Source organism: Lachnospiraceae bacterium JLR.KK002 (assembly GCA_036941025.1).
Taxonomy (GTDB): Bacteria; Bacillota; Clostridia; order Lachnospirales; family Lachnospiraceae; genus Petralouisia.
Genome location: JAYMNP010000001.1, coordinates 3,492,303 through 3,518,842, shown reverse-complemented (window position 1 = coordinate 3,518,842; position 26,540 = coordinate 3,492,303). Strand labels below are relative to the sequence as shown.

Below are 26,540 nucleotides of genomic sequence, written 5' to 3'. Positions count from 1 at the left end.
TGTTTTCCTCCATTATGCATCCACAACACATTCCCTATACATCCAGATTCTGTACATATTTTGCATTGGCCTCAATAAATTCACGTCTCGGCTCTACTTTATCCCCCATCAGGGTAGTAAAAGTCAGATCTATTTCCGAAGCGGTCTCGTCATTAATCATAACCCGCTCCAGAATTCTGGTCTCCGGGTCCATGGTTGTTTCCCAGAGCTGATCCGCATCCATCTCTCCCAGACCTTTGTATCGCTGAATCTTGTTATTTCCGTCTCTGCCGATTTCCTGTAAAATCTCATCCAGCTCCGCGTCGTCGTAGGCATACCAGATTTTTTTATTTTTTTCAACTTTAAATAAAGGCGGTTTTGCCAGATATACATAGCCCTGTCGTATTAATTCCGGCATAAAACGGTACATAAACGTAAGCATTAAGGTACTGATATGGGCGCCGTCCACATCCGCATCCGTCATAATAATAATTTTATGATATCTGAGCTTTTCAATATCAAAATCATCATGAATTCCCGTTCCAAAAGCCGTAATCATGGCTTTGATTTCCGCATTGCCGTAAATTTTATCCAGCCTTGCCTTTTCCACATTCAGAATCTTGCCCCGGAGAGGCAGAATGGCCTGTGTAGCACGGCTTCTGGCTGTTTTGGCGGAACCTCCTGCAGAATCTCCCTCCACAATAAAAATTTCACAGTTTCTGGGGTCTTTATCGGAACAGTCTGCCAGTTTTCCCGGCAGGGATGTATTTTCCAGCGCTGTTTTCCTTCTGGTCAGATCCCTGGCTTTCCGGGCGGCTTCCCTTGCCCGCTGCGCCAGCAGTGATTTTTCGCAGATAATTTTCGCCACCATGGGATTCTGCTCCAGAAAATAAGTGAGCTGTTCGCTGACCACTCCGTCTACGGCCCCGCGGGCTTCACTGTTTCCCAGCTTCTGTTTTGTCTGTCCCTCAAACTGAGGCTCCTGAATTTTAACGCTGATAATGGCTGTAAGACCTTCCCGGATATCATCACCGGAAAGGGCCGTTTCATTTTCTTTTAAAATCTTATTGGCCTTTGCATAAGAATTAAAGGTCTTTGTCAGTGCATTCCGAAAACCGGCCAGATGGGTACCTCCCTCCGGCGTTGTGATATTATTCACAAAGCTGTATGTGGCGTCGTTATAGGAATCGTTGTGCTGCATGGCAACTTCCACGTAGACGCCGTCCCGTTCTCCTTCACAGTAAATTACATTCTCATAAAGGGCTTCCTTGCTGTGGTTTAAGTAAGTGACAAATTCCTTAATCCCGCCTTCGTAATGGAATTCTTTTTCCTGTTCCTGACCTTCCCTCTCATCCGTCAGACGGATTCTGATTCCTTTCGTGAGAAATGCCATTTCACGCAGACGCTGCTTTAACGTATCGTAATCAAAAACCGTATCTTCGAAAATACTGCCGTCAGGAGAAAAGGTAACCTGTGTTCCGGTTTTTTCCAAATCACATTCTCCCACAACTTTCAGAGGATACATGCTCTTTCCCTTTTCATACCGCTGCCTGTAGATTTTACCTTCTGAAAAAATCTCCACCTCCAGCCAGTTGGACAGAGCGTTTACCACAGAAGCTCCCACTCCGTGCAGACCTCCGGATACCTTATATCCTCCTCCGCCGAATTTTCCTCCGGCATGAAGCACCGTAAATACAACTTCCACAGCAGGAAGCCCTGCTTTATGGTTGATGCCCACAGGAATTCCGCGGCCGTTGTCCGTCACCCGCACACAGTTATCTTTCAAAATCCTTACATCTATGGTATCACAATAGCCTGCCAGTGCTTCATCCACAGAATTGTCTACAATTTCATAAACGAGATGATGAAGCCCGCGCAGGGATGTACTTCCGATATACATTCCAGGTCTTTTGCGGACTGCTTCCAGCCCTTCCAGAATCTGAATCTGATCTGCTCCATATTCCGCATTGGTATTTGTACTTGTACTCATCCGATTCCTCCAATTTCTTCCAGTTTCTAAAAACTGTTTTCAGCTTTTACAGTCCCATTTACCACTTTAAAAACTTTATTGATTTCAAATCTGTTTTTCACAAACTCATCAAGCCCCGTACATGTAATAATTGTCTGAATATCATGAATACTGTTTAACAGAAAATTCTGCCGGCTGCTGTCCAGCTCCGACAGCACATCATCCAGAATCAGAACAGGTGTTTCTCCAATAGCTGATTTTACCAGTTCTATTTCCGAAAGTTTTAAAGAAAGTGCACAGCTCCGCTGCTGTCCCTGTGAACCAAATCTGCGGATGTCAATATCACGGATCAGAAAACACATATCATCTCTGTGAGGCCCCACAGAAGTCATGCCGAATTTCAAATCCCTTTCCCTGTTTTTCAGTAATTCCTCCTCAAAGTATTCTTCTTCCACGTCCGGTTCATAGTTCAGGATAAGTTCTTCCTTTTCACCGGAAATTTTCTTATGTATCTCATAAACAATTTCATTTAACCGCTTCACAAAAGCTGTTCGCGAAGCGATGATTTTCTTCCCGTAATCAACGAACTGCAAATCCCAGACCGGAAGGGTATCCTTAAGTTCCGGCCGGAAACTGATATCTTTTAAAAGTTTATTTCTCTGATTTAAAATTTTATTATAATTTGTAAGATGATACAGATAAATTCTGTCAAGCTGACATAATTCAAAATCCAGAAATCTTCTCCGCTCCGAAGGGCCATTTTTAATAATATTCAAATCCTCCGGAGAAAAAAACACCATATTCAGAATCCCGAATAATTCCGCCGCCTTCTTAATTGGTATCTTATTGATGGCAATCCCTTTGGAACGGTTCTTTTTGATATGCATGTCAATCTGATACTCTTTTTCTTTCCGTTCCACAACTGTGCGGATATGAGCCTCTTCCTCACCGAACTGTATCAGTTCCCGGTCTTTGCTCCCTTTATGGGACCTGCTGGTTCCGCTCACATAGACAGATTCCAGAATATTTGTTTTGCCCTGGGCGTTATCTCCATACAGGATATTGGTTCCTCTGTCAAATTCCATATACAAATCGCTGTAATTGCGAAAATGGCTTAAAGCAACAGACTTTAAAATCATGTTACGATTCTGATTGTCTCCCCTTCAAAGGAAACAATATCTCCGTCCACCAGTTTTTTTCCGCGCTGAACTTCCACTTCTCCGTTTACCGTCACAAGGCCGTCCTGTATGACCAGCTTGGCCACCACACCGGAATCCACCAGATTTGCCGCTTTCAGCGCCTGTCCCAACTTTATATAATCACCCTTTAACTTTATGACTTCCATGCATAATTCCTTTCTCTGTGCCCCGGACCTTCCGGTCAGCCGAAACATGATAAACGTTCTAACTGGTGGCCGCGTTGAAATTCACCGGAAGAATCAGATAAATAAAAGTCTCATTGTCATCCTTGATAAAACATGGAGCTTTTGGATTTACCATATACAGAGTAACTTCCTCCTCGTCAATGACACGCAGGGCGTCAATGAAAAATCTGGGATTAAATCCAATCAGGATGTCTTTTCCGCTTTTCTGAATATCAATATTCTCATTCATGGAACCGATAAAGGAATTAATTTTCAACTCCATAGTCTCATCGGTAACATTCATAATAATGGGCTTCTTATCTCCTTCTTTTACCAGAAGGGTGGCCCTGTCGATACAGTCCAGAAGCTCCCGCTTATTAATTTTTATTTTTGTCTCATAGTCAGAAGACAGCATCTGGTCTATCTTAAAATATTCCCCTTCAATCAGCCTGGACACCACAGTGGTATTGTCAAACTCAAAAACAATATGATTTTCCGTAAAGAAAATACTGACGAATTCATTAGCGTCTCCCGGAACAATTTTACTTACTTCCTGAAGTGTCTTACCAGGAACAATTACTTTACAGTCCGGATATGCTTCCTTCAATTCGATTCTGCGGATAGAAATGCGGTGGCCGTCCAGTGATACCACCTTTAACTGATTTTCTTTCATCTCAAACAGTTCTCCGGTCATCAGCTTATTATTGTCGCTGTCTGAAATGGAAAAAATAGTCTGGCGTATAACCTCTTTCAGGGTAAACTGGGAAAGCAGTACAGGCTGATTTCTTTCTATGTAAGGAAGATAGGAAAAATCTTCTCCTGATTTTCCGATAATATTAAACTTTGCCTTTTCACAGGTGATGACTGTTTTAAAAGAAGCGTCTGTTTCAATCGTCACATCACTGTCAGGAAGTTTCCGTACGATTTCCAGAAAGATTCTGGCGTCCAGTGCAATTACGCCGCGTTCTGCAATTTCCCCTTCTATTCTGGTCTCAATTCCCAGCTCCATATCATTTGCCGTCAATTTTATTTCATTGGTAGATGCGTCAATCAAAATGCATTCCAGAATCGCCATGGTGGTTCTGGAAGGAACGGCTTTTGATACGATATTTACGCCGTGTAAAAGATTTGTTCTGGAACATATAATTTTCATATTGTGTGTAACTCCTTCCTGAGCTTAAAGATAAATTTATAATAAGAGATTCGTCTTAATCGTCATAGGGCCTGTTTATAAGTGTATAATTATGTAAAGGCTGAATTTCAGGAGCCTGGCGCCGTTTTTCCGGATGGATAAGCCTGTGAATTTTACCTTGAAGAAACATGGACAGGCTGTGCATAAATTTCAGGGGAAAAATGAACCCCCTGAGACGAAAATCACGGCCGTGGATGAATCAGCAGCTTATCCAGTCCTTTCCACAGGCATTCGGATAACTTATCCACAAATGTGAAATCCGGGTTTAATTGGGATTAATCTTCTTCTTGATAGTCTCAATGGTCTGATGAAAATTCTCATCATTCTGATATTCTTCCGTAATTTTTTTAATGCCGTGAATAATCGTGGAATGATCTCTCCCTCCCAGCAGGGTGCCGATGGTTTCAAGCTGGGCCGCCGTCATGTTTTTGCACAGGTACATGGCAATCTGCCTGGGTTTGGCAATTTCATTGCTGCGGTTCTTGGAAATCATCTGGTCTGTGGATATATTAAAGTGTTCCGCTACAATTTCAATCACAAGCTGCGGCGTGATTTCCCTTGGCTTGTCCGGTGAAATGATATTCTGCAGCTCACGGACAGCCACTTCCATGGTAATATCCGTGTGCTCCAGATTGGAAAAAGCCAGCAGTTTGTTCAGAGCTCCTTCCAGTTCCCGGATGTTGGATTTAATGTTAATGGCAATATAATCAAGAATCTCATCATCCAGATGAAATCCGTCCAGTTCTTCTTTTCTTCTGAGAATGGCCATTCTCGTCTCATAGTCGGGATATCCGATATCGGCCAGCAGGCCCCATTCAAAACGGGAACGGATGCGTTCTTCCAGAGTTTCCATTTCCTTGGGCGGTTTGTCCGAGGAAAGGATAATCTGCTTGCCGGCAGAATGGAGTACATTAAAGGTATGGAAAAATTCTTCCTGTGTACTTTCCTTTCCGATGATGAACTGTACGTCGTCAATCATCAGTACATCTACGGTGCGGTATTTGTCCCGGAGCTTTGTCATGGCAGAGGCATTTCCGTTTCGGATAGAATCAATAACTTCATTGGTAAATTCTTCTGAAGTAACGTAAATAACCTTCTTTTCCGGTTTCTGCTGAAGGATAAAATGGCCGATGGACTGCATTAAATGGGTCTTGCCCAGTCCCGGACCTCCGTAAATATAAAGAGGATTGTATACTTCACCCGGAGATTCCGATACGGCAAGACTTGCAGCATGGGCAAATTTATTATTCTTACCAACTACGAAAGTTTCAAAAGTATAGTTGGGGTTCAGATTGCTTTTTTCCGTATCTGGAACAAATTCGGGATTTTTACTCTTAAAGGACCTGATGTTCTTCGTCTGTTCCTGCAGGATAAATTCAATTTCATAGTCAATGCCTGTAATCTCGGCGATGGCTACTTTGATGGGGAGTGTGTATTTTTTCGTGATGTAATTTAATCCCATCTGTTCTGACGGAACAAGAATATACAGTTTTGAGCCTTCAATACTGTATACACTTAAAGGTTTTAGCCAGGTGTTGAAAGAAATATCTGTAAGATCATGTTCTTCTTTTACCGTCCTGAGAATTTCTTCCCACTTTTCTAAAATAAGTTCCATATTGTTCTCCAAACTTCCTTTTTTTAAGTTCATAGTCTTCCACATTCTATAATACCGCAAATCGCCCGAATAATCAATTAAATTTTTTACAGGTACAGGGGATAGGGAAAGAAAAAACAGACCTTAATATCCCTTATGAGGGTCAGGAGCCTGGAAAAAGCAGCATGAGGTTATGCACAAATAAACCTGTAAACATATCTACATCCTGAAAATCCCTGTTTTATGGGAGGTTTAAACAGGAAAACATAAATATTCACAGATTTTCAAAAAGTTTTCCACAAGTTATCAACAAAATATGGATAACTTTTTGAAAAGTGGAAAATGTGGAAAACTTGTGGATAAGTTTATAATTTATAAATATCTTATTATTTTCTTCCTTATTATAATACTCCATGTGAATAACGTGGAAAGCGTAATATATTTTTCCGGAATATTCACATGGAAACTTGTGCCGGGAAAAAAACAGGTTACAACATATTGTATACAATATAGTTCTGTTGTTTTACTTTTCGTGCAAGATACGAAAAAATTGCAAAATAGCTTGACTTAAGGGGATTATTTGATATAATAAATCATAATGTTTATCGCATAGAGGAGGTGGATGACCCGTGAAAATGACATATCAGCCAAAAAAGAGATCAAGAGCAAAAGTTCATGGATTCAGAGCGAGAATGAGTAGCAAGGGTGGAAGAAGAGTTTTAGCTGCAAGAAGATTAAAAGGAAGAAAAAGATTATCAGCTTAGGCCACATCATTGTGGTCTTTCTTCTTACTGCTGTTTAGATTTGTACATTTATCCTATGAACCGGAGAATCAGCATATTATGGAATTTTCAGAATCATTGAAGAAGAACAGCTCCTTCCGTCAGGTATACGGGAATGGAAAATCTTATGCAAATCGTTTTTTTGTTATGTATGTTCTGAAAAATGATACGGAGAGAAACAGACTGGGAATTTCAGTCAGCAAAAAAGTAGGAAACAGCGTTGTAAGACATCATATTACAAGATTGGTACGGGAAGCATATCGCTTACAGGAAGAAAAATTCAGCTCAGGTTTGGACATTGTAGTCATAGCAAGAGGGGCATCCAGGAATGTAACTTATAAGGAAACAGAAAAAGCATTGCTTCATCTTGGAGGTCTTCATCATATTTTAAGAAAAGAAGATGAGATATTTTGAAAAGAATATTAATTGCCTTAATTAATTTGTATAGAAAATATTTGTCACCCCTGAAAAACACAAAATGCCCTTATTATCCTACCTGTTCCACTTACGGACTGGAAGCAATTCAGAAATATGGTGCGTGTAAAGGGTCGTTGTTAGCCGCATGGAGAATACTGCGATGCAATCCTTTTTCCAAAGGCGGTTATGACCCGGTTCCATAGCTTAGGAGGTTTGTTAGATTGACAGAAATAATACTGACTCAGTATCCCGGCAAAATACTGGGTCCCATTGCAAAATTAATTGGTTATATTATGGATGGCCTGTTTACTTTTTTAAACAGTGCTTTTGGTATTCAGAATATTGCGCTTTGCATTATTTTATTTACTTTGATTATTTATCTTCTGATGCTTCCCCTTACTTACAAGCAGCAGAAGTTTTCCAGGCTTTCTCAGGAAATGCAGCCTGAAATCAATGCTATCCGGGAAAAATATAAGAATAAAAAAGACCAGGTATCCATGCAGAGAATGAATGAGGAAACTCAGATGGTATACCAGAAATACGGTGTATCCACCATGGGAAGCTGCGTACAGCTTCTGATTAACTTCCCCATTATGCTGGCCATGTATCAGGTTATTCGTAATATTCCCGCATATGTAAGCAGTGTAAAGGCTGTGTATACTCCCCTGGTAGATAAAATTATGGGAGTGGACGGATATCAGGATACCATGACTGCTTTTCTGAAAGAAGCAGGAGTTGGAACGGTAAAATTAAATTTTGAAGATACCGCAGCCACTGCCAATTCCATTATTGACGTGCTTTACGCATTACCAGGACAGGGATGGGAGATTTTAAAGGATACTTTTTCCGGTCTGACAGATATTATCAGTTCCACAGAAGCTGCCGTTACTCATTTTAATGACTTTTTTGGAATTAATATTGCCAATTCTCCCATGAATCTTATTGGTACCGGATGGGGCGATAAAGATTTTCTCCTGATTATCGGAGCAATTTTAATTCCGCTTGCTTCCTATGGTTCTCAGGTGCTGAGTATTAAGCTGATGTCCAATACCAGCAACGCGGGCGGAGGAAACGACGCCATGGCAAAGCAGATGAAAACCATGAATACGGTTATGCCGCTGTTTTCGCTCTTTATGGTATTTTCACTTCCCGTAGGTCTTGGTATTTACTGGATTTCCGGCTCTGTAATCCGTTGCATTCAGCAGTTCTTTTTAAATAAATATATGAAGAATATGGATTTGGAAGTGATTATAGAGAAAAATAAAGAGAAGGTAAAAAAGAAAAAAGAAAAACAGGGTGTTTACGAGAATCAGATTGCAAATGCTGCCAGAATTAATACCAGAAAAATTGCAGAACCTGTCAGCACAGCGGAAAAAGAAGAAAAAATCCGCAGAACGGAGGAATATGCAAAAACAGCCCGGAAAGGCAGTCTGCTGGAAAAAGCCAATATGGTAAAAGAATTTAATGAGCGCAATAACAAGTGATGGAAACAGGGGGAATTTGAATGGATTTTATTGAAGTATCAGCAAAAACCGTAGATGACGCCATTACAGAGGGCCTTGTGAAACTCGGTACAACCAGTGATAAGGTTGAATATGAAGTAATTGAAAAAGGAAGTTCAGGTTTCCTTGGAATTGGCAGCAAGCCTGCAGTGGTTAAAATCCGTAAGAAGTCTGACACGGAAGATTACGTATATGATTTTCTCCACAGTGTATTTCTTGCCATGAATCTGGAAGTGGAAATTATCATTACGAAGAGTGAAGACGGCAAGAATGTGGACGTGGAGCTGAAAGGGGATGAGATGGGCGTTTTAATCGGAAAACGCGGACAAACCCTGGATTCTCTGCAGTATCTTACCAACCTTGCTGTTGGAAAGCAGGTCAGCGAGTATGTGAAAGTAAAGATTGATACGGAAGATTATCGGAAACGAAGAAGAGATACTCTGGAAAATCTGGCGAGAAATATTGCCTACAAGGTAAAAAGAACCAAACGTTCCGTCTCCCTGGAACCCATGAATCCCTTTGAACGGCGTGTGATTCATTCCGCATTACAGAATGACCGTTATGTAAATACCCACAGTGAAGGGGAAGAACCTTACAGACATGTGGTGGTTACTTTAAAAAGAAATAATAATCAGTAGTACAGGCAAAGGCTTTCTCAAAATGTGTTCAGATTGAGAGAGCCTTTATATTATATTGTATTATATAATTTTCTATTATATGATTTTGTGTTATATGGTTTTATATGAATGGAAATGAGGTGAAACTATGAGAGGAGATACCATCGCAGCCATTGCCACAGCCATAACAAATGCAGGAATTGGTATTGTCCGAATCAGCGGTGAGGAATCTTTTCAGATTATAGACAGAATTTATAAATCCGGGAATGGTAAAAAGAAATTGTCTCAGGCAGACAGCCATACGGTTCATTACGGTTATATTTATGATGGAGAAAAAATGGTGGATGAAGTAATGGTATTAATTTTGAAATCTCCCCATTCTTACACCATGGAAGATACCGTGGAAATTGACTGTCACGGGGGAACTCTTGTGATGAGGCGAATTCTGGAAACTGTGATAAAATACGGAGCGAGGCCTGCGGAACCAGGAGAATTTACAAAGCGGGCTTTTTTAAACGGCAGAATTGATTTGTCTCAGGCGGAATCTGTCATTGACGTTATCAATGCCCGGAATGATTTTGCTCTGGAGTCTTCCATGGGACAGCTTCGGGGCAGCCTGAAGGAAAAAATTCAGACTGTCCGTAAAAAAGTCCTTCATGAAATTGCTTTTATCGAGTCTGCACTGGACGATCCGGAACATATTTCCACAGACGGGTATGGAGAACAGTTATATAAAATAATTTCCGAATTACAGGAACAGCTGAGAAAATTACTTTCATCTTATGAAAACGGTGTTCTTCTGAAAGAAGGAATTAATACGGTAATTGCAGGAAAGCCCAATGCAGGAAAGTCATCCCTTATGAATGTTCTTCTGGAAAAAGACCGTGCCATTGTGACGGATATTGCGGGAACCACCCGTGATATACTGGAAGAACAAATTAATCTGGATGGGGTTATTTTAAATGTGATTGATACGGCCGGAATCCGTGAAACTCATGATGTGGTGGAAAAAATCGGTGTAGACAGAACAAAAGAATATTTATTAAGTGCAGATTTAATTATATATGTGGTGGATTCTTCCACTGATTTTGATGAAAACGACAGGAAAATACTGCCTTTTCTCAAGGAAAAGAAGGCAGTTATTCTCCTGAACAAGTCAGATTTGAATCAGAATACTTCTGAAGAGGATTTATATGGAATTTTAAAGTCTGAAAAATTAAATCATCCTGTAATTTCTATATCTGCAAAAGAAAGATTGGGGATTCAGGATTTGAAAGATAAAGTCAAAGAGATGTTTTTTACAGGAGATATTTCCTTTAATGATGAAATTTTCATCACAAATATACGGCAGAAATCTTCTCTGCAGTCTGCACTGGACAGTCTTTCCCTGGTGGAGAAAAGTATTGAGGAGGGAATGCCGGAGGATTTTTATTCCATAGATTTGATGAATGCTTATGAAGAACTGGGAGCTGTCACAGGAGAAACAGCAGGAGAAGATTTAATCAATGAGATTTTTTCCAGCTTCTGTATGGGAAAGTAAGTTAGATTTTGAAAGGAGAATTTTATGCCTTGTATTACGGAAGAATATGACGTTTGCGTGGTGGGGGCAGGACATGCAGGCTGTGAAGCAGCCCTTGCCTGTGCCAGACTGGGAATGGAGACGATTCTCTTTACTGTCAGTGTGGAAAGTATTGCACTTATGCCATGCAATCCCAATATCGGCGGCAGTTCCAAGGGTCATCTTGTCAGAGAGATTGACGCTCTGGGAGGCCAGATGGGTATTAATACGGATAAGACCTTTATTCAGTCCAAAATGCTGAATGTTTCCAAAGGGCCTGCCGTCCACTCTCTTCGTGCCCAGGCCGATAAAGCCAGATACAGCGCTCTTATGCGTGCCACACTGGAAAATACCGAACATCTGACCATCCGTCAGGCAGAAGTAACAGATTTGATTGTGGATGGGGGGACAGTGAAAGGTCTGAAAACTTTTTCCGGAGCAGTTTATCACAGTAAAGCTGTGGTGCTCTGTACCGGAACTTATCTGAAGGCCCGATGCCTTTACGGGGATGTGGTAAATTATACGGGCCCAAATGGTCTTCAGGCTGCAAATCATCTTTCGGAATCGCTGCGGGAAAATGGCATAGAACTGTTTCGCTTTAAAACGGGAACTCCCGCCAGAATTGATAAAAGGTCTGTGGATTTCAGCAAAATGCAGGAACAGAAAGGGGATGAGAGAGTAGTACCTTTTTCTTTTACCACCAGTTCGGAGGATGTGCAGATTGACCAGGTTTCCTGCTGGCTTACTTATACTAATGAAGGAACCCATGGAATTATCCGGGATAATCTGAGTCGTTCTCCTCTGTATTCCGGTATGATAGAAGGAACCGGGCCAAGATACTGTCCTTCCATTGAAGATAAAGTGGTGAAATTTGCAGATAAAGAGAGACATCAGGTTTTTATTGAACCGGAGGGCCTTTATACGAATGAAATGTACGTGGGAGGCATGTCCAGTTCACTGCCGGAGGATGTGCAGTATGAAATGTACCGTACGGTAGCCGGGCTGGAACATGTAAAAATTGTACGGAATGCCTATGCCATTGAATATGATTGTATCAATCCCAGACAGCTTTCTCCTTCTCTGGAATTTAAAAATATAAAAGGGCTTTTTTCAGGCGGCCAGTTTAACGGCAGTTCCGGATACGAGGAAGCTGCAGCCCAGGGGCTGGTAGCCGGAATTAATGGAGCCAGGTTCTGTATGGGTAAAGAATCTCTGATTCTGGATCGTGCTTCTTCCTATATTGGAGTGCTGATTGATGATCTTGTGACTAAAGATAACCGTGAACCTTACCGCATGATGACTTCACGGGCAGAATACCGTCTGCTTCTGCGTCAGGATAATGCAGATTTGCGTCTTACCCCCATTGGGTATCAGGTTGGGTTGATAAGTAAGGAGCGGTATGAACATGTGGTGGAAAAACAGCGTCTGATTGAGCAGGAAGTGGAAAGAGTACGGCATGTGAACCTGGGAGCTGGAGCAGAAGTGCAGAAATTTCTGGAAAAGCGGGGCAGTACACCTTTAAAGACAGGAGTTACCCTTGCGGAACTGATACGCCGTCCGGAACTTTCCTATGAAGACCTTGCGGAGCTTGACAGGGAACGACCCTCTCTGGCTGCGGATGTGGCAGAGCAGGTGAATATCAATATTAAATATGACGGTTATATCAGAAGGCAGATGAAGCAGGTAAAAGAGTTTAAAAAGCTGGAAAAAAGGAAACTTCCGGAAAACTTTGACTATAATCAGATTAAGAGCCTGAGAATTGAAGCAAAACAGAAGCTGAATCTTTACCAGCCGGTCAATGTGGGGCAGGCTTCCAGGATTTCCGGCGTATCTCCTGCAGATATATCCGTGTTGCTGGTTTATCTGGAGCAGATGTACCGCAGAAAGGAAGAAACAGATGACATATCAACTGGAAAAGTTTAAACTGGGTCTGGAAGAATTGAAAATTCCGTATTCAGATAAAAAAATAAATCAGTTTTTAATTTTTTATGAAATGCTGACAGAGAAAAACAAAGTGATGAATCTTACGGCCATTACAGAATTTGAGGATGTGGTGGAAAAACATTTTCTGGACTCATTGAGCCTTATAAAATGTGTGGATTTGAACGGAATCATGAAGGTACTGGATTTGGGAACAGGAGCAGGATTTCCCGGAATTCCTCTTAAAATTATGTTTCCGGAATTGGATATGGTACTGATGGATTCATTAAATAAGCGTGTACTCTTTTTACAGGAGGTAATATCAGAATTAAATTTATCTGGTGTTACTGCAATTCATGGGAGAGCAGAGGAAATGGCTGTGAAAAAGGAATACAGGGAACAGTTTGATTTGTGTGTTTCCAGAGCAGTAGCAAATCTTTCAGCTTTAAGTGAGTACTGTATACCTTTTGTGAAACCTGGAGGAACATTTATCTCCTATAAATCCGGAGAGATAGAAGGAGAAGTCAGACAGGCCGGAAAAGCCGTTGCTGTTCTGGGCGGAAAAATCGTAAATATAGAGAAATTTGTATTGCCGGAGACGGATGTTTCCAGATCTTTTGTTCAGATTGAAAAGATAAAACGGACGCCGAAATCCTATCCGAGAAAAGCGGGAACTCCTTCCAGAGCTCCCATTCAGTAATAAAAAGAAGCTGCTGAAAAAGAATTCACTTTTCCAGCAGCTTTTTTTTATTTCACAGGATTCAGATACAAATTTAAAATTTCCATCAGCTTTTCCGGAACTTCCAGCTGAGGCAGATATTTTGATTCCGATATATAAGAAACTTCAATGGAAGGATTGTAGGACACATAGGAATCTATGACAGGTTCGCTGTGTTCGTTTCCTCTGCTTCCAATCAGGAAAATACTGTTGTTTATTTTTTTCAGAGCGTGGACAATATTGATATTGGTATAGTCTGATTTAATACTGGACAGCAGATATTTTCCATAGCTGTTTGCGGTATGTGCGCTTTCATAATAAGTATCTGTCAGGCGGCTGGGAACCAGATGGCTTTTGTAATAATAGTCATGATAAAATGTTTTGTCAATATTTTTCTTTGAAAATGCAAGGTTGTAAATCATGGTACCAAAAACAGGAAGTTCGATTAAGAATTTCAAAGCATTTTTTCTTTTATTGGGTGTTTTGCTCAGTCCCACCAGGTTTGCGGGATTGATAATAATTATTCGCTTAAAGTGTTCCGGTTCCATATTGCAGGCCATGAGAACGAAAGAAACAGAATCTCCCGTTGCGATAATGTCCGGTTTGGAGCCAATTACATTTTTAATAAAATCGGTGATTAACTGGACAAAAAGATAGTTACTGTATGTCATGTTCGGTTTGTCGCTTCTGCCGCATCCCAGTAAATCCACACAGTAGACCGTATGATGTTTTGCCAGATGTTTTGAAATTTTATCCCATTCGCAGGAAGAGGATGCAGGATTCAGGTCATGAATCAGAAGTAAAGGACTTCCTTTTCCCTGTTTGGTATAAAAAATGTTTCCATATCTCCAGTTAAAAAAATTCCCTTTATCTGTCTTCAGTAAGTTGTTGGCTGTGGATGAAATACTGATTGCCTTATTGATACCATACATGCTGATACCTGTTATGGAACTCAAAAGTAAAAGATTACGAATCTGTTTTTTCATGATAGCCGCCTCCTTTATCTTCTTTCTGTTTTTCTTATATTATAGACGAAATGGTCTGGATATACAAGTAAAAACATGTTCTGAAAAAAGTTATTCGTAACAGTTCATCTCAGTATAATCAGGCTGTGGGAAAAAAGTATAAATAAATGACAAAAAATTCAAAATATATCTTTTCATATTTTTGAATTTGAGATAAAATAAATATGATTATTATTAATTTGATTTTAAGTTGTGTGACTATTCTGAATCTCTTATTTCCGCGAGCAATGAGGAAAATAGCCATGCTTGCATGAATATTTGACGAATGCTGCGAGGATCAAATACCCCGTTGCTTGCAGCGGAGTAATTGATTAAAAGTATCAGAGTACAAACATATGTTCTAAAGGCAAGAGTATGATAGTAGCATATTTGGAAAAAATGCATCATCAGATGTATGAGGAAAAATTAAATTTAGAAAGAGAGTACCATAAAAAAGATATTCTTATTAAAGATAATATGAAATTCATTCAGGCTTTGGAAAATACACTGGATGAAAATTTTGAATCTTTTTCACCAAGAGAAGTGGATCAGGAAAATCATTTAAAGATAGAGGCTTTACTGGAAGAACAGCAGAGATTAAAAGCAGAAGCAAATGAACTGAAAGAAAAAACAGAAGATTTGAATGTTTCTCTGGCAGAGCTGGAAATGGTATTGAAGGCTGCACGTGAGAATAAAAATTCTTATTCTGAGGAAGCAGAGCAGCAGGAAAAATATAAAGTTTATAAGCAGAAAATTTTAGAAATTCAGGAAACAGAACAACAGCATATTGCAAAAGATCTTCATGATACAGTACTTCAGAATCTTACAAATACGATTCATAAAATAGAAATCTGTTCCAGAATTATGGATGTAGATACAGTCCGTTGTCGTTTGGAATTTCAGGCAATTTTAAAAAGTGTGCGAGATATTATTCAGAATGTGAGGGGCGTAATTCATGAATTACATCCTGTATATATGGATGAAATTGGACTGGATGCTGCTATGGAAAAAGAAATCTCCAGACTTCGTAAAAGTGAAATTTTGAATGTTTCATATGAAACATTAGGTGAATCCATAGAGTTTTCTCCAATTGTGTCCCTGGGTATTTTGCGAATCGTGAGTGAAGCATGTAATAATATTTTAAAACATGCAAACGCAAAGCACGTATTCATACAGGTGAAATATCTGGAAGAAAAAATTGTGGTTGAGGTTGAGGACGATGGAGTTGGATTCATTATAAATGATATTCAAAATTTAGAAATGAGTGATGGTTCAGAATTTGGTATTTTCATGATGAGAGAGCGTGCATATCTCCTGTCGGGAAAATTGGAAATCATCTCTGAACCAGGAAAGGGGACAAAGGTTGTTGCCGAATTACCAATTAGATAAGGAGGAGGTGCAAATATGCCAGCAAAAATTGTGATTGTAGATGACCACTCTATTGTAAGAGAAGGATTGAAACAATTACTTGAATTGGATGGTGATGTGGAAGTAATTGGTGAAGCGAGTGATGGAATTGAATGTTTGAGTCTTCTGGAGAAGACAGTTCCTCAGGTATTGTTACTGGATATTAATATGCCAAAAATGAATGGATTGGAGGTTTTGGAAAAATTAAAAGAAAATAATGTCAATGTAAAAGTTGTAATATTGACAGTACATAATGAAATAGAATTTCTGTTAAAAGCAGTAGAAATAGGAATCGACGGTTATTTGTTGAAGGAGTCTGATTCCTCTGAATTAAAAAAGGCAATCTTTCATGTGATTGAAGGAGAAACCTATATACAGCCGAGTATGATACCTTTGCTGAATTCCAAAATGGTTGAACGAAATGTTGATAAAGAAAAAATTGCATTGTTGACCAGACGGGAGATGGAAGTGTTAAAATTATTATCGGTTGGTCTTTATAATAAAGAGATTGGTGAAAAATTAAGTATCAGTGAGCGCACTGTGAAAAATCACATTTCCAGTATTTTTAAAAAGATAGAAGTGACAGATAGAACACAGGCTGCAGTTTTTTCAATTAGAAATAAGTTGATAGATATTTTTTAGATAACATGTGTTATCGTAGTTCATCTGATAAATTGAAAGGAAGAGAATGTTTCACGTGAAACATTCTCCTCCTTTTTTATAAACTAAAAAAATGTTTCACGTGAAACATTTTTTGAACGAATTGCCTATAGTAATAGAAAGAAAAAGGTGCTATAATAAACATAACATAAGAGGAAAGGAAAATAATATGGGAAGAGTTATCGCAATAGCCAACCAGAAAGGCGGGGTAGGAAAAACTACTACAGCAATCAACTTATCATCCTGTCTTGTGGAAGAAGGTAAGAAAGTATTGACCATTGATATGGACCCCCAGGGAAATACAACCAGTGGCTTTGGCGTAGAAAAAGCAGAATTAAGTAATACAGTATATGAACTTATGCTGGGAGAGTGTACCATTCGTGAAAGTATGGTAAAGACAGAGATTGATAAACTTTTTCTAATCCCGTCCAATGTAAATCTTGCGGGAGCAGAAATTGAATTGCTGGGTATCAATGATAAGGAGTATATTTTAAAAAATGAAGTGGATTATATAAAAGATGATTATGATTTTATTATTATTGATTGTCCTCCTTCTCTGAATATGCTTACTATCAATGCCATGACTACCGCAGACACAATCCTGGTTCCAATTCAGTGTGAATATTATGCATTGGAAGGACTGAGCCAGTTAATTCATACGATTAATCTGGTACAGGAAAGATTAAATCCAAACCTTCAGATGGAAGGGGTAGTATTTACCATGTACGATGCCAGGACAAACCTGTCGTTGCAGGTTGTGGAAAATGTAAAAAATAATTTGAATACTACCATTTATAAGACTATTATTCCAAGAAATATTCGATTAGCAGAAGCACCCAGTCACGGTCTGCCGATTAACTTGTATGACGCCAAATCTGCCGGTGCGGAAAGCTATCGTCTCTTAGCAAAAGAAGTAATAGAAAGAGAGGAAATATAAATGGCGGCAGCAAAAAAGAGTGGATTGGGAAAAGGTCTGGACAGTCTTATTACAAACAAAGTCGGAACCGCAGCAACGACAGAAACAGTCAGAACTCCGGAACCGGATAAAGATGTAACATTTGTAAAGATAGCAAAAGTAGAGCCAAACCGGGAACAACCCAGAAAAAGTTTTGATGAAGACTCCCTGTTGGAACTTTCAGAGTCATTAAAACAGTATGGAATTTTACAGCCATTGCTGGTGCAGGATAAAAAAGATTATTTTGAAATTATTGCGGGAGAGAGAAGATGGAGAGCTGCAAAAATTGCAGGTTTGAAAGAGGTTCCGGTTATTATTAAAAATCTGACGGAACAGGAAATGGTGGAGATTTCTCTGATTGAAAATATTCAGAGAGAAAACCTGAATCCCATTGAAGAAGCTCTCGCCTATAAGAAATTATTAAATGAGTTTCATTTGAAACAGGACGAAGTAGCAGAACGGGTATCCAAATCCAGAACAGCAGTTACAAATTCCATGCGGCTGCTGAAGCTGGACGAGCGGGTACAGCAAATGGTAATTGATGATTTGATTTCGACGGGACATGCCAGAGCTCTTCTTGCAATTCCGGATAATGAGGATCAGTATAATCTTGCACAACAGATTTTTGATGAAAAATTAAGCGTGCGGGAAACAGAGAAACTTGTGAAAAAGTTTCAGAAACAGAAAACAGAACTTCCCAGAAAGCAGGAAGATGATAATATGTCTGTGTTCTATGAAGATATGGAGCAGAAGCTGAAAGCTATTATGGGAACAAAAGTGGCTATTCATTATAAGAATAAAGATAAGGGAAAGATAGAAATTGAATACTATTCCAACAACGAGCTGGAAAGAATACTGGAATTATTCCAGTCAATTCATCAGATAGATACATAAACATATGTTCTTAAAAAATATACATAAAGCCATATATTTATTGAATATCAGAATTCAGTAAGTATAAGGAATGGAGGAAACTATGCATTCAGATTTATTGGGATTATCCTTTACAGCAGATGACTTTTTGCTGACATTCGCAATAATGTCCGGGGTCATGTTAATCCTGTTTATATTATTGATTGTCAATATTGTTAAAACAGGAAGACTGAGAAAAAAATACGAAGCATTTATGATGGGAAAAAATGCGGAATCATTGGAAGATACTCTGGTGAAACGAATTCAGCAAGTGGACGAGCTTTTAACTTACGAGGCAGAAAACAGAGAGAACATTCAGAAGATTTTCGACAGCCTGAAATTTACGTTCCAGAAGGTTGGGATGGTAAAATATGATGCTTTTCATGAGATGGGCGGAAAATTAAGTTTTTCCCTGGCGTTGCTTGATCAGAAAAATGATGGATTTATCATCAATGCAATGCACAGCAGGGAAGGATGTTATACTTATATCAAAGAAATCGTTAATGGTAATTCCATTATTGTACTTGCGGACGAAGAAAAAGAGGCACTGGATATTGCAATGGGGTTAAAGAAATTAACTGCACCGGTAGAAGATTAGGGAGTATAGCTCTTTTCAGTCCGAACCGATGCCCTGGGTGGATAAAAACCCAGGGCGGAATTATATAAGAGGTACAATATGAGAGAATATCAGGTATCGGAATTAACAGGAAATGAAGTATTGGCAAAGAGTGTATGTCTGGAAAATGGAAAAGTACTGCTTGAAACAGGAACAGTTTTGAAAGCAGGTTACAAAGAATCTTTGGCTGCACTGAATATCCGGACAGTATTTATAAAAGATCCCTTTGAAAAATACGAGAAAGCAAATTTTTATTTTGATAAAAATATGTTCCTGAAGTTTGAAAACGACCTGAGAGAAATATTGTCTCATCATATTTACCGGAAGGGCAACAGTTTAAGAAAGCTGGAACGCCTTGGCAAAGACATAGTTACTGTGTTTGAAAAGACAAAAGAAAAGCGCGCTTTGGATGTGTGGAATCGTACGCCTGATTTATATGAACATACCATGTTTATTACCATTATGGTTATGATACTGGGAAAAGAATATGGTTTTTCCAGAAAAAGAATGGAAGATGCAGTTATGGGCTGCCTTCTTCATGACCTTGGATATCAGTATCTTAATGTGGATTATAAAAACTGTTCCGAACAGTTTATGAATCAGGAAGAAATTTATGAAATGAAAAAGCATACTGTCCTGGGATACACAGCTTTGCAGGGAGAAGAATGGATACCTGAGATTTCAAAAATCATGGTACTTTCTCATCATGAAAGACTGGATGGAAGCGGCTATCCTCTGAAGCAGAAAAGCAGTCAGAAAGAGTGTCGGATGATACAGATTTGCGATGCTTTTGACTGTGCAGTATCCGGAATAGAGAGCAGCAGGACATCTGTTTATCAGGCCTTCGAAATTATTTCGGATCATGAAAAATTTGAAAACCGCATGGAAAAGATACTGAAAAAGAAAATTGGCATTTATCCTGCCGGTACTTTTGTCAGAACTGAAAACGGGAAAAATGCTGTAGTAATTTCTCAGACAGAAAATTCTCAGGCGCCTGTGGTCTTATATACAGGTGAACTGGAGCAGAGTAAAATCGTAACAGAAAATCTAAACCGGAGAGAAGCACCTAAAATTATAACCATCAAAAATAATTCTTTCTATGAGTGAACAAAAAAATTGCAAAATATTATGTTATATTATATAATGAAAAAGAAGCGTTCAGATTCCTGAAAATCAATCTGTTTATCCCAGGAGGGAGGGGAAAAACTTGCATAGTTATTTGAGAAGTATCGGATTCAGAAATTTAAAAAATAAAAATGAACTTGATTTATTGATTAAGGATATTATAGATCATCCGGATTGTAAAGTAATAACAGAGGATGAAGAAGGAAATGTGTTTGCAGAATTAAAAAGGGAATTTGGAGAATTTACAGGAATTGCAGTTCGGGGATATTATACAGGGGAAGTATTTCATGCAGAATATTATTATCCTTATTTTGTAGGAAGCGGAATCAGTACGGAAGAAAGAGTGGAAATTGAGAAACGTTCTGACCGTGAGGCTTATGCAGGCGTCTGTGATGAAATGAGAATCGGTGTAACTTTGATTTTTTATCTGCAGAATGCAGTGGAATATCTTCAGGAATGCAGGACGAAAAATGGAAGAAAAATGCCTGTAAACACTACCATTTCGGCTTTGTCTACGGGTGGAAAAATCATCCTGCCTGTTTATAAGAATGAAAATCAGATTAAAAGCGGTGAAAAATATACCAATAACCGGAATCATCTGATGGCAGCCGCAAGGGAAGGGGACGAAGAAGCAATGGAGAGCCTGACCCTGGAAGATATTGATACTTATTCCATGATTTCAAGGCGGGTTATGACGGAAGATATTCTCTCCATTGTGGATACTTATTTTATGCCTTATGGAATTGAGAGCGACCAGTACAGTATTATGGGAGAAATCCTTGATTTCTATACAGCGGAAAATAAAGAGACAAAGGAAAAATCTTATGTCCTCACCCTGAACAGTAATCATCTGATATTTGACGTCTGCGTCAATCAGGAAGATTTACTGGGTGAACCTGCAGTAGGCCGAAGATTTAAAGGCACCATCTGGATGCAGGGAAAGATTCATTATCAGATGTAAAAAGTCATTGACAAAACAGATGGAAACTATTAAAATATAATAGATTCTGTAACTGTCGCTATAGCTCAGCTGGATAGAGCGACCGCCTCCTAAGAAAGTGTTATAACACTCGCCCAGGAGGACAAGGGAAAAGGTAACAAGTAAAACTAAATATAGATTTTGTAACTGTCGCTATAGCTCAGTTGGATAGAGCGACCGCCTCCTAAGCGGTAGGTCGGAGGTTCAAATCCTCTTAGCGACGCTGAAAACATCGCCGAAAACATTGATTTTTCAAGGTTTTCGGCGTTTCTCATTTTCCAAAAGAATTTGAACTCATAACAATGTGCGATTAGCAGAAGCGATTTTTGCTAATCAGATTTGACTAAAGAGAAATTGAACTGTTAATTATCGTCACCGATTAGCTTGCTAATGATTAGCAGGAAAATTGAGGTTTTTGCTAATCAAAATGCCTTTCCTGCTAATTGGAGCAAAAATCATGCTAAAAAGTCTGCTAATTGAAAAGGCAAAAGTTACTCGTTCAAAGAGCTTTTTTCTGGTGTTACATAATCCCCGTACATTTGAAGATACCGCTGTCTGCTTATATAATGAAAATAAAAAAAGGATGGTGATATATATGAGAGAAAAGAAGAATCATTTGTATGTGGATAGCAATGAGCGAAGCATTTTATTACATAGCCTTGTGGAGCTGAAAAATCAGCTTATACAGCAGGGCAGATATACAGATTGTGTTGATGAACTTATTTTCAAGGTTATCCATGCACCTATAAAAAAGTTAAGAGTAGGAATGGCAGGAGGAAGTGATGTGCGATAAGGAATTTAAAGAACTGATAAAAATAGCAGTAGAGAAACTGAAAGACGAATCTGTATTGAAACTGTTACAAGCCGATGCAAGTTATCAAAAGGATAGTAATAACGAGGGAAGTGCAGAGGATGCTTTTCATCAGCTTGATTTGACGGAGAAGCAGAGGGCGGTTTGCCAACATCTTTTAGATTGTAGGGATAAGCAGGATTTTGAATATGGCACTCATGCGTATATTGCAGGGCTGATGGATGCGTTTCATATTATGGCGGTATTGTTCCCAGAAAAATGGGATACAGAGAGAATAAGAGAAGCCTTATCACGACAGTGCAGATAAGACAGATAATAAAAGCAGAATAAATTTTACATAGCCGATTGGTGTAGTTAAAAAACAGCCAGTCGGCTTTTTTTATTGCCATGAATCCTTTACATAGCCACTCTGACAAAGTGGCTAAATTTATGCGAAAGGAGGACGCACCTATGTCAAATTGCAAAGTAATCGCTCTGACGAACCAGAAAGGCGGTGTCGGAAAGACCACCACGGCGGTAAATTTGGGTGTTAGTCTGGCACAGCAGGGTAAAAAAGTCCTGATGATTGATGCCGATGCACAGGAAAATTTAACTATGTCGCTCGGTTACAGCCGACCAGACGATTTACCCAATACACTCTCAACCATTATGCAGGATATTATTGATGATAAATCCGTCGATGTTTCCAAAAGCATCCTGCACCATGACGAGGGCGTTGACCTGCTCCCGTCCAACATTGAACTGTCGGGACTGGAAGTAAGGCTCATCAATGCCATAAGCCGTGAAAGCGTGCTGAAAACCTGCATCAATGAAGTAAAAAAGAATTACGATACTGTCCTTATTGACTGTATGCCGAGTTTGGGTATGCTGACAATCAATGCTCTTGCGGCGGCTGACAGCGTGGTTATCCCGACACAGCCCCACTATCTTTCTGCCAAAGGCTTAGAGCTGTTGCTTCGCTCCGTTTCTAAGGTCAAACGGCAAATCAATCCCCATCTGCGGATTGACGGTATCTTAATGACGATGGTAATGCCACGCACAAATATTTCTAAGGAAATCACCGCTACGGTGAAAAGTGCATATGGGCAGAGAATCAAGGTGTTTGATACCCAGATACCCCATTCCATCCGTGCAGTAGAAGCCACCGCAGAGGGAAAAAGCATTTTTGCCTACGACAAAGGCGGCAAGGTAGCCGCATCTTATGAGCAATTCGGAAAGGAGGTGGCAGAGATTGGCGAGAAACAAAAGAACAGAAATCGAGCTGACCGCATACGATGACCTCTTTGAAACGGACGAGAGCCGAGCAGAAGCGAATCTAAGCAAGATAAGGGAGATACCCATTTCCGAAATTGATGAGTTCCCAGACCACCCATTCAAGGTTTTGATGAATGAGGATATGGAACAGCTTGTGGAAAGTGTCAGTCGGAGCGGCGTAATGACCCCTGCGACAGTTCGGCAAAAAGAGGACGGACGGTACGAGCTTATCAGCGGTCACAGGCGGAAAAAGGCTTGTGAACTTGCAGGGCTTGAAACGCTAAAATGTGAGGTTAAGGAGCTGGCCCATGATGAAGCGATTATTGCCATGGTTGAAAGTAATCTCCAACACTCTGTTATCTTGCCAAGTGAGAAAGCCTTTGCGTATAAGATGCGGTTAGAAGCCATGAAGCGGCAGGGAGAAAGGAGTGATTTGACTTCGTCCCCATTGGGGACAAAGTTACGAAGCGATGCCGAGCTTGCTGAAAAGGTTGGAGAAAGCCGTAATCAAATTCAGAGGTATATTCGTTTGACCGAGCTTGTACCCGAAATTCTGCAAATGGTAGATGAACGCCAGATTGCTTTCCGTCCTGCGGTGGAAATCTCCTATCTTTCCGAGGAACAGCAGTACACCCTGCTTGAAGCGATGGGCTACAACGATGCCACTCCCTCACTTGCACAGGCTATCAAGATGAAAAAGTTTATGCAGGAGGGAAAACTCACGGACGAGGTTATCCAGTCCATCATGCAGGAGGATAAGCCAAACCAGAAAGAGAAGCCTGCCTTTAAGGACGAGCGGATAACCAAGCTCATACCGAAATCCATCCCCAAAGGGCAGGAAACGGATTTTGTCGTAAAGGCGTTGGAGTTTTATAACCGATACTTGCAGCGGAACAAAGCCCACGAGAGGTAGAACAGGAAAAATGGGGATTTTGGCACGGGACGCCGAGGGAGAAGTCTGCCCTTTGGGGGACAGCAAATTTTTTTGAACTTCCCCCTCTCCACACCTCTCCCCCTTGATACTGCCAGTAACTATCCGAGAAAAGAATTATTAGAGCTGTCCACATGGGCGGCTTTTTTTGACGGTAACTATCAACACGAGAACGAACAAGAGGTAACGATGAAGATTCGTAAAATATTCAAAAGGGCTGCGGCGTTTGCTCTGGCTGCGGTCACGGCATTGTCCGCCGTCCCTGCCACGACAGCGTTTGCGGCGGGCGACATCGGAACGATTAGCTTTACCCACACCTACGACGGTGCAGGGAACGCCATGAGGTATAATTCCAGTGCCAACATTGGAGGTCATACTGCAGGAGGGACAGGCGAATACAAATACCGTATGTATGTGGACAGGGAAACGGCGTTCTGCCTTCAGCCAGGCGTGCCACTGAAAACGGGGAACACATTGGCAAAGGCTTCTTCCAACGCTTGGAACGCCCTCTCCACAGAACAGAGGAAGGCGGTGGGGCTTGCCCTGCTCTATGGGTATCAGGGCAACAGCGGGAATCTGTCTGGGAGCGACGATGAGAAGTGGCTTGCCACCCAGACCCTTGTGTGGGAGTTCGTCACGGGATGCCGCAATTCCACAAGTCCGTACAGCCAGACAAGCACGACCGTTTACAGCCTGCACTTTGGCTCGAACTATGCGAACAGCGGGGCAAGGGCGGTTTACGACCAGATTGTGTCGCTGATGACAAGGCACAGCACGATTCCGAGATTCATGTCGGCAGGGAAGAAAGACATTACAAAGGAGCTTGCCTATAAGGACGGGAAGTACAGCTTAACGCTGACGGATAAGAACAATTCCCTTTCCGAGTATTCCTTTACCAGCTCCGACAGCAATGTAAAGGTGTCAAAGTCTGGAAACAAGCTCACCATCACGTCAAAAAAGGCGATTGACGGCAAGGCGAGGATTACGGCGACAAGGAATAACACGCCGACGGTCAGCAGCGGGGCGATGATGATTGCTTACGGCGACCCCAACTTGCAGGATGTCATTACGGGTGTGGAAAACGTAGATACCATGACGGCGTATATCAACGTGGAAACGCCGACAGGCACGGTCGCACTGAAAAAGACTTCCGAGGACGGCGTTGTTGCGGGGCTTTCCTTTACCATCAAAGGCGATGGGTTCAATAAGATCGTGAAAACCGATAAAGACGGAAACATCACGGTGGAGGGCTTATTCCCTGGGTTGCCATTGTGATAATCCTTATCGTTGTCCTGCTTGGGTGTGCCGTTTCCCTGTTCGGGGGAGGCAGCGAAAGCACTTCCTATACCTCTGTCAGTGCGGAGGTGGAAGCCTATACGCCGCTGATACAGAAGTATGCGAAGCAGTACGGCATCCCCGAATATGTGGAACTGATAAAAGCGGTGATGATGCAGGAATCTGGGGGAAAAGGCAGCGACCCGATGCAGGCTGCGGAGGGGAGCTTTAATAAAAAGTATCCACATGAGCCGAACGGCATCAAAGACCCAGAATATTCCATTGAGTGTGGTGTGCAGGAATTAAAAGCAGCCCTCACATCAGCCGAAGTGGAAAGCCCGATTGACATGGAGCGTATCAAGCTCGCCCTGCAGGGATACAACTTCGGCAACGGGTATATCTCATGGGCAAAGACCAACTACGGCGGCTATTCCTATGCAAATGCGGTGGAGTTTTCCGCTATGCAGGCATAGCGGCTCGGTTGGGAGAAGTACGGCGACACGCAGTACCCCGCCCATGTGTTACGATACTACCCATACGGACGGGCGTTCACGAGCGGCGGCAATCAAGCCATTGTGGAAGTGGCTCTGACACAGCTCGGCAACGAGGGCGGTCAGCCTTATTGGAGCTGGTACGGCTTTGAGGGGCGTGTGGAATGGTGTGCATGTTTCGCATCGTGGTGTGCCGACCAGTGTGGCTATCTGGAAAGCAGCATCATCCCGAAATTTTCCCTCTGCTCGGACGGCGTGAACTGGTTCAAGGGCAAAGGACAATGGCAGGATAAGAACTATGAGCCGCAGGCAGGCGACCTCATTTTCTTTGATTGGGGGAGCAACGGCTCAATCGACCATGTGGGCATTGTAGAAAAATGCGAGAATGGAACGGTCTACACCGTGGAGGGCAACTCTGGGGATGCCTGCAAACAGCAGAGCTATCCAGTCGGAAGCAACTCAATATACGGCTACGGATGTCCAAACTATTAATTCAACAGGGTAAAAGG

General features: G+C 40.9%; 25 protein-coding genes, 1 tRNA gene and 2 pseudogenes. 22 read left to right on the top strand and 6 right to left on the bottom strand.

From position 1 onward, the window contains the following. Positions 1 to 34 precede the first annotated feature (34 nt). From gyrB to dnaA, 5 genes are all read right to left on the bottom strand, one after another. Positions 35 to 1,969 (bottom strand): DNA topoisomerase (ATP-hydrolyzing) subunit B, encoded by a 1,935-nt coding sequence (gene gyrB, locus VSQ32_17190; protein ID MEH2944537.1) that lies wholly within the window; start codon positions 1,967 to 1,969, stop codon positions 35 to 37. A 26-nt stretch (positions 1,970 to 1,995) separates the two neighbouring features. Beyond that, a complete protein-coding gene (gene recF, locus VSQ32_17185) occupies positions 1,996 to 3,087 on the bottom strand; it encodes a DNA replication/repair protein RecF (GenBank protein ID MEH2944536.1) in 1,092 nt (363 codons plus the stop codon). After that, positions 3,084 to 3,293, bottom strand: coding sequence for an RNA-binding S4 domain-containing protein (locus tag VSQ32_17180; GenBank protein ID MEH2944535.1), 210 nt, complete (start codon positions 3,291 to 3,293; stop codon positions 3,084 to 3,086). Before VSQ32_17180 ends, recF begins: the two co-directional genes overlap by 4 nt. Positions 3,294 to 3,351: 58 nt before the next feature. Then, entirely contained in the window at positions 3,352 to 4,464 is a 1,113-nt protein-coding gene (dnaN, locus tag VSQ32_17175) for a DNA polymerase III subunit beta (GenBank protein ID MEH2944534.1), read from the bottom strand. A gap of 304 nt (positions 4,465 to 4,768) precedes the next feature. After that, positions 4,769 to 6,118 (bottom strand): chromosomal replication initiator protein DnaA, encoded by a 1,350-nt coding sequence (gene dnaA / locus VSQ32_17170; protein MEH2944533.1) that lies wholly within the window; start codon positions 6,116 to 6,118, stop codon positions 4,769 to 4,771. 608 nt (positions 6,119 to 6,726) lie between these two features. Between dnaA and rpmH the strand changes: the two genes are divergently transcribed. The 8 genes from rpmH (at position 6,727) to rsmG (ending at position 13,593) form a co-directional block, all read left to right on the top strand. After that, positions 6,727 to 6,861 carry a 50S ribosomal protein L34 gene (gene rpmH / locus VSQ32_17165; GenBank protein MEH2944532.1) on the top strand — a complete coding sequence of 45 codons (135 nt, stop codon included), beginning with the start codon at positions 6,727 to 6,729 and terminating at the stop codon, positions 6,859 to 6,861. 78 nt (positions 6,862 to 6,939) lie between these two features. Further along, a complete protein-coding gene (gene rnpA / locus VSQ32_17160; protein MEH2944531.1) occupies positions 6,940 to 7,293 on the top strand; it encodes a ribonuclease P protein component in 354 nt (117 codons plus the stop codon). After that, positions 7,290 to 7,499: a membrane protein insertion efficiency factor YidD gene (gene yidD / locus VSQ32_17155; protein ID MEH2944530.1), complete on the top strand. Its 210-nt coding sequence runs from the start codon at positions 7,290 to 7,292 to the stop codon at positions 7,497 to 7,499. The genes rnpA and yidD overlap by 4 nt, the downstream gene beginning before the upstream one ends. A gap of 18 nt (positions 7,500 to 7,517) precedes the next feature. After that, positions 7,518 to 8,780, top strand: coding sequence for a YidC/Oxa1 family membrane protein insertase (locus VSQ32_17150; GenBank protein MEH2944529.1), 1,263 nt, complete (start codon positions 7,518 to 7,520; stop codon positions 8,778 to 8,780). A gap of 20 nt (positions 8,781 to 8,800) precedes the next feature. Then, positions 8,801 to 9,436 carry an RNA-binding cell elongation regulator Jag/EloR gene (gene jag / locus VSQ32_17145; GenBank protein ID MEH2944528.1) on the top strand — a complete coding sequence of 212 codons (636 nt, stop codon included), beginning with the start codon at positions 8,801 to 8,803 and terminating at the stop codon, positions 9,434 to 9,436. Between the two features lie 127 nt (positions 9,437 to 9,563). Continuing rightward, on the top strand, positions 9,564 to 10,955 hold the full coding sequence (gene mnmE / locus VSQ32_17140; protein MEH2944527.1) for a tRNA uridine-5-carboxymethylaminomethyl(34) synthesis GTPase MnmE: 1,392 nt from the start codon (positions 9,564 to 9,566) through the stop codon (positions 10,953 to 10,955). A 24-nt stretch (positions 10,956 to 10,979) separates the two neighbouring features. Beyond that, positions 10,980 to 12,896, top strand: a complete 1,917-nt coding sequence (gene mnmG / locus VSQ32_17135) for a tRNA uridine-5-carboxymethylaminomethyl(34) synthesis enzyme MnmG (GenBank protein ID MEH2944526.1) — start codon at positions 10,980 to 10,982, stop codon at positions 12,894 to 12,896. Next, positions 12,871 to 13,593: a 16S rRNA (guanine(527)-N(7))-methyltransferase RsmG gene (rsmG, locus tag VSQ32_17130; GenBank protein MEH2944525.1), complete on the top strand. Its 723-nt coding sequence runs from the start codon at positions 12,871 to 12,873 to the stop codon at positions 13,591 to 13,593. Before mnmG ends, rsmG begins: the two co-directional genes overlap by 26 nt. A 47-nt stretch (positions 13,594 to 13,640) precedes the next feature. On the opposite strand, the gene VSQ32_17125 is transcribed toward rsmG, so the two are convergent. Continuing rightward, on the bottom strand, positions 13,641 to 14,597 hold the full coding sequence (locus VSQ32_17125; GenBank protein MEH2944524.1) for an alpha/beta fold hydrolase: 957 nt from the start codon (positions 14,595 to 14,597) through the stop codon (positions 13,641 to 13,643). Between the two features lie 393 nt (positions 14,598 to 14,990). Here VSQ32_17125 and VSQ32_17120 point away from each other — a divergent pair, with 393 nt between their 5' ends. The 14 genes and pseudogenes from VSQ32_17120 to VSQ32_17055 all read left to right on the top strand — a co-directional run bounded on the left by VSQ32_17120 (position 14,991) and on the right by VSQ32_17055 (position 26,523). Then, a complete protein-coding gene (locus VSQ32_17120; protein MEH2944523.1) occupies positions 14,991 to 16,004 on the top strand; it encodes an ATP-binding protein in 1,014 nt (337 codons plus the stop codon). Positions 16,005 to 16,019: 15 nt separating this feature from the next. After that, positions 16,020 to 16,664: a response regulator transcription factor gene (locus VSQ32_17115; GenBank protein ID MEH2944522.1), complete on the top strand. Its 645-nt coding sequence runs from the start codon at positions 16,020 to 16,022 to the stop codon at positions 16,662 to 16,664. Between the two features lie 187 nt (positions 16,665 to 16,851). Then, complete coding sequence (locus VSQ32_17110; GenBank protein MEH2944521.1) at positions 16,852 to 17,619, top strand: AAA family ATPase; 768 nt, start codon at positions 16,852 to 16,854, stop codon at positions 17,617 to 17,619. Then, positions 17,620 to 18,531 (top strand): ParB/RepB/Spo0J family partition protein, encoded by a 912-nt coding sequence (locus tag VSQ32_17105; GenBank protein ID MEH2944520.1) that lies wholly within the window; start codon positions 17,620 to 17,622, stop codon positions 18,529 to 18,531. It abuts the gene before it with no gap. An 82-nt stretch (positions 18,532 to 18,613) separates the two neighbouring features. Then, positions 18,614 to 19,147, top strand: a complete 534-nt coding sequence (locus VSQ32_17100; GenBank protein MEH2944519.1) for a DUF4446 family protein — start codon at positions 18,614 to 18,616, stop codon at positions 19,145 to 19,147. Between the two features lie 78 nt (positions 19,148 to 19,225). Continuing rightward, positions 19,226 to 20,272, top strand: a complete 1,047-nt coding sequence (locus VSQ32_17095; GenBank protein MEH2944518.1) for an HD domain-containing protein — start codon at positions 19,226 to 19,228, stop codon at positions 20,270 to 20,272. Positions 20,273 to 20,372: 100 nt separating this feature from the next. Further along, positions 20,373 to 21,251 carry a DUF3881 family protein gene (locus VSQ32_17090; GenBank protein MEH2944517.1) on the top strand — a complete coding sequence of 293 codons (879 nt, stop codon included), beginning with the start codon at positions 20,373 to 20,375 and terminating at the stop codon, positions 21,249 to 21,251. Between the two features lie 167 nt (positions 21,252 to 21,418). Further along, positions 21,419 to 21,492 (top strand) — tRNA-Arg (locus VSQ32_17085). A 372-nt stretch (positions 21,493 to 21,864) separates the two neighbouring features. Next, positions 21,865 to 22,062 (top strand): hypothetical protein, encoded by a 198-nt coding sequence (locus VSQ32_17080; protein MEH2944516.1) that lies wholly within the window; start codon positions 21,865 to 21,867, stop codon positions 22,060 to 22,062. Beyond that, positions 22,052 to 22,387 carry a hypothetical protein gene (locus VSQ32_17075; GenBank protein ID MEH2944515.1) on the top strand — a complete coding sequence of 112 codons (336 nt, stop codon included), beginning with the start codon at positions 22,052 to 22,054 and terminating at the stop codon, positions 22,385 to 22,387. The genes VSQ32_17080 and VSQ32_17075 overlap by 11 nt, the downstream gene beginning before the upstream one ends. A 143-nt stretch (positions 22,388 to 22,530) precedes the next feature. Next, entirely contained in the window at positions 22,531 to 23,358 is an 828-nt protein-coding gene (locus VSQ32_17070) for an AAA family ATPase (GenBank protein ID MEH2944514.1), read from the top strand. Further along, complete coding sequence (locus VSQ32_17065) at positions 23,312 to 24,247, top strand: ParB/RepB/Spo0J family partition protein (GenBank protein MEH2944513.1); 936 nt, start codon at positions 23,312 to 23,314, stop codon at positions 24,245 to 24,247. Before VSQ32_17070 ends, VSQ32_17065 begins: the two co-directional genes overlap by 47 nt. A 207-nt stretch (positions 24,248 to 24,454) precedes the next feature. Next, a pseudogene (locus tag VSQ32_17060) lies at positions 24,455 to 25,528 on the top strand (thioester domain-containing protein). Further along, positions 25,525 to 26,523 (top strand): annotated as a pseudogene (locus tag VSQ32_17055) (lysozyme family protein). The pseudogenes VSQ32_17060 and VSQ32_17055 overlap by 4 nt, the downstream one beginning before the upstream one ends. Positions 26,524 to 26,540 lie beyond the last annotated feature (17 nt).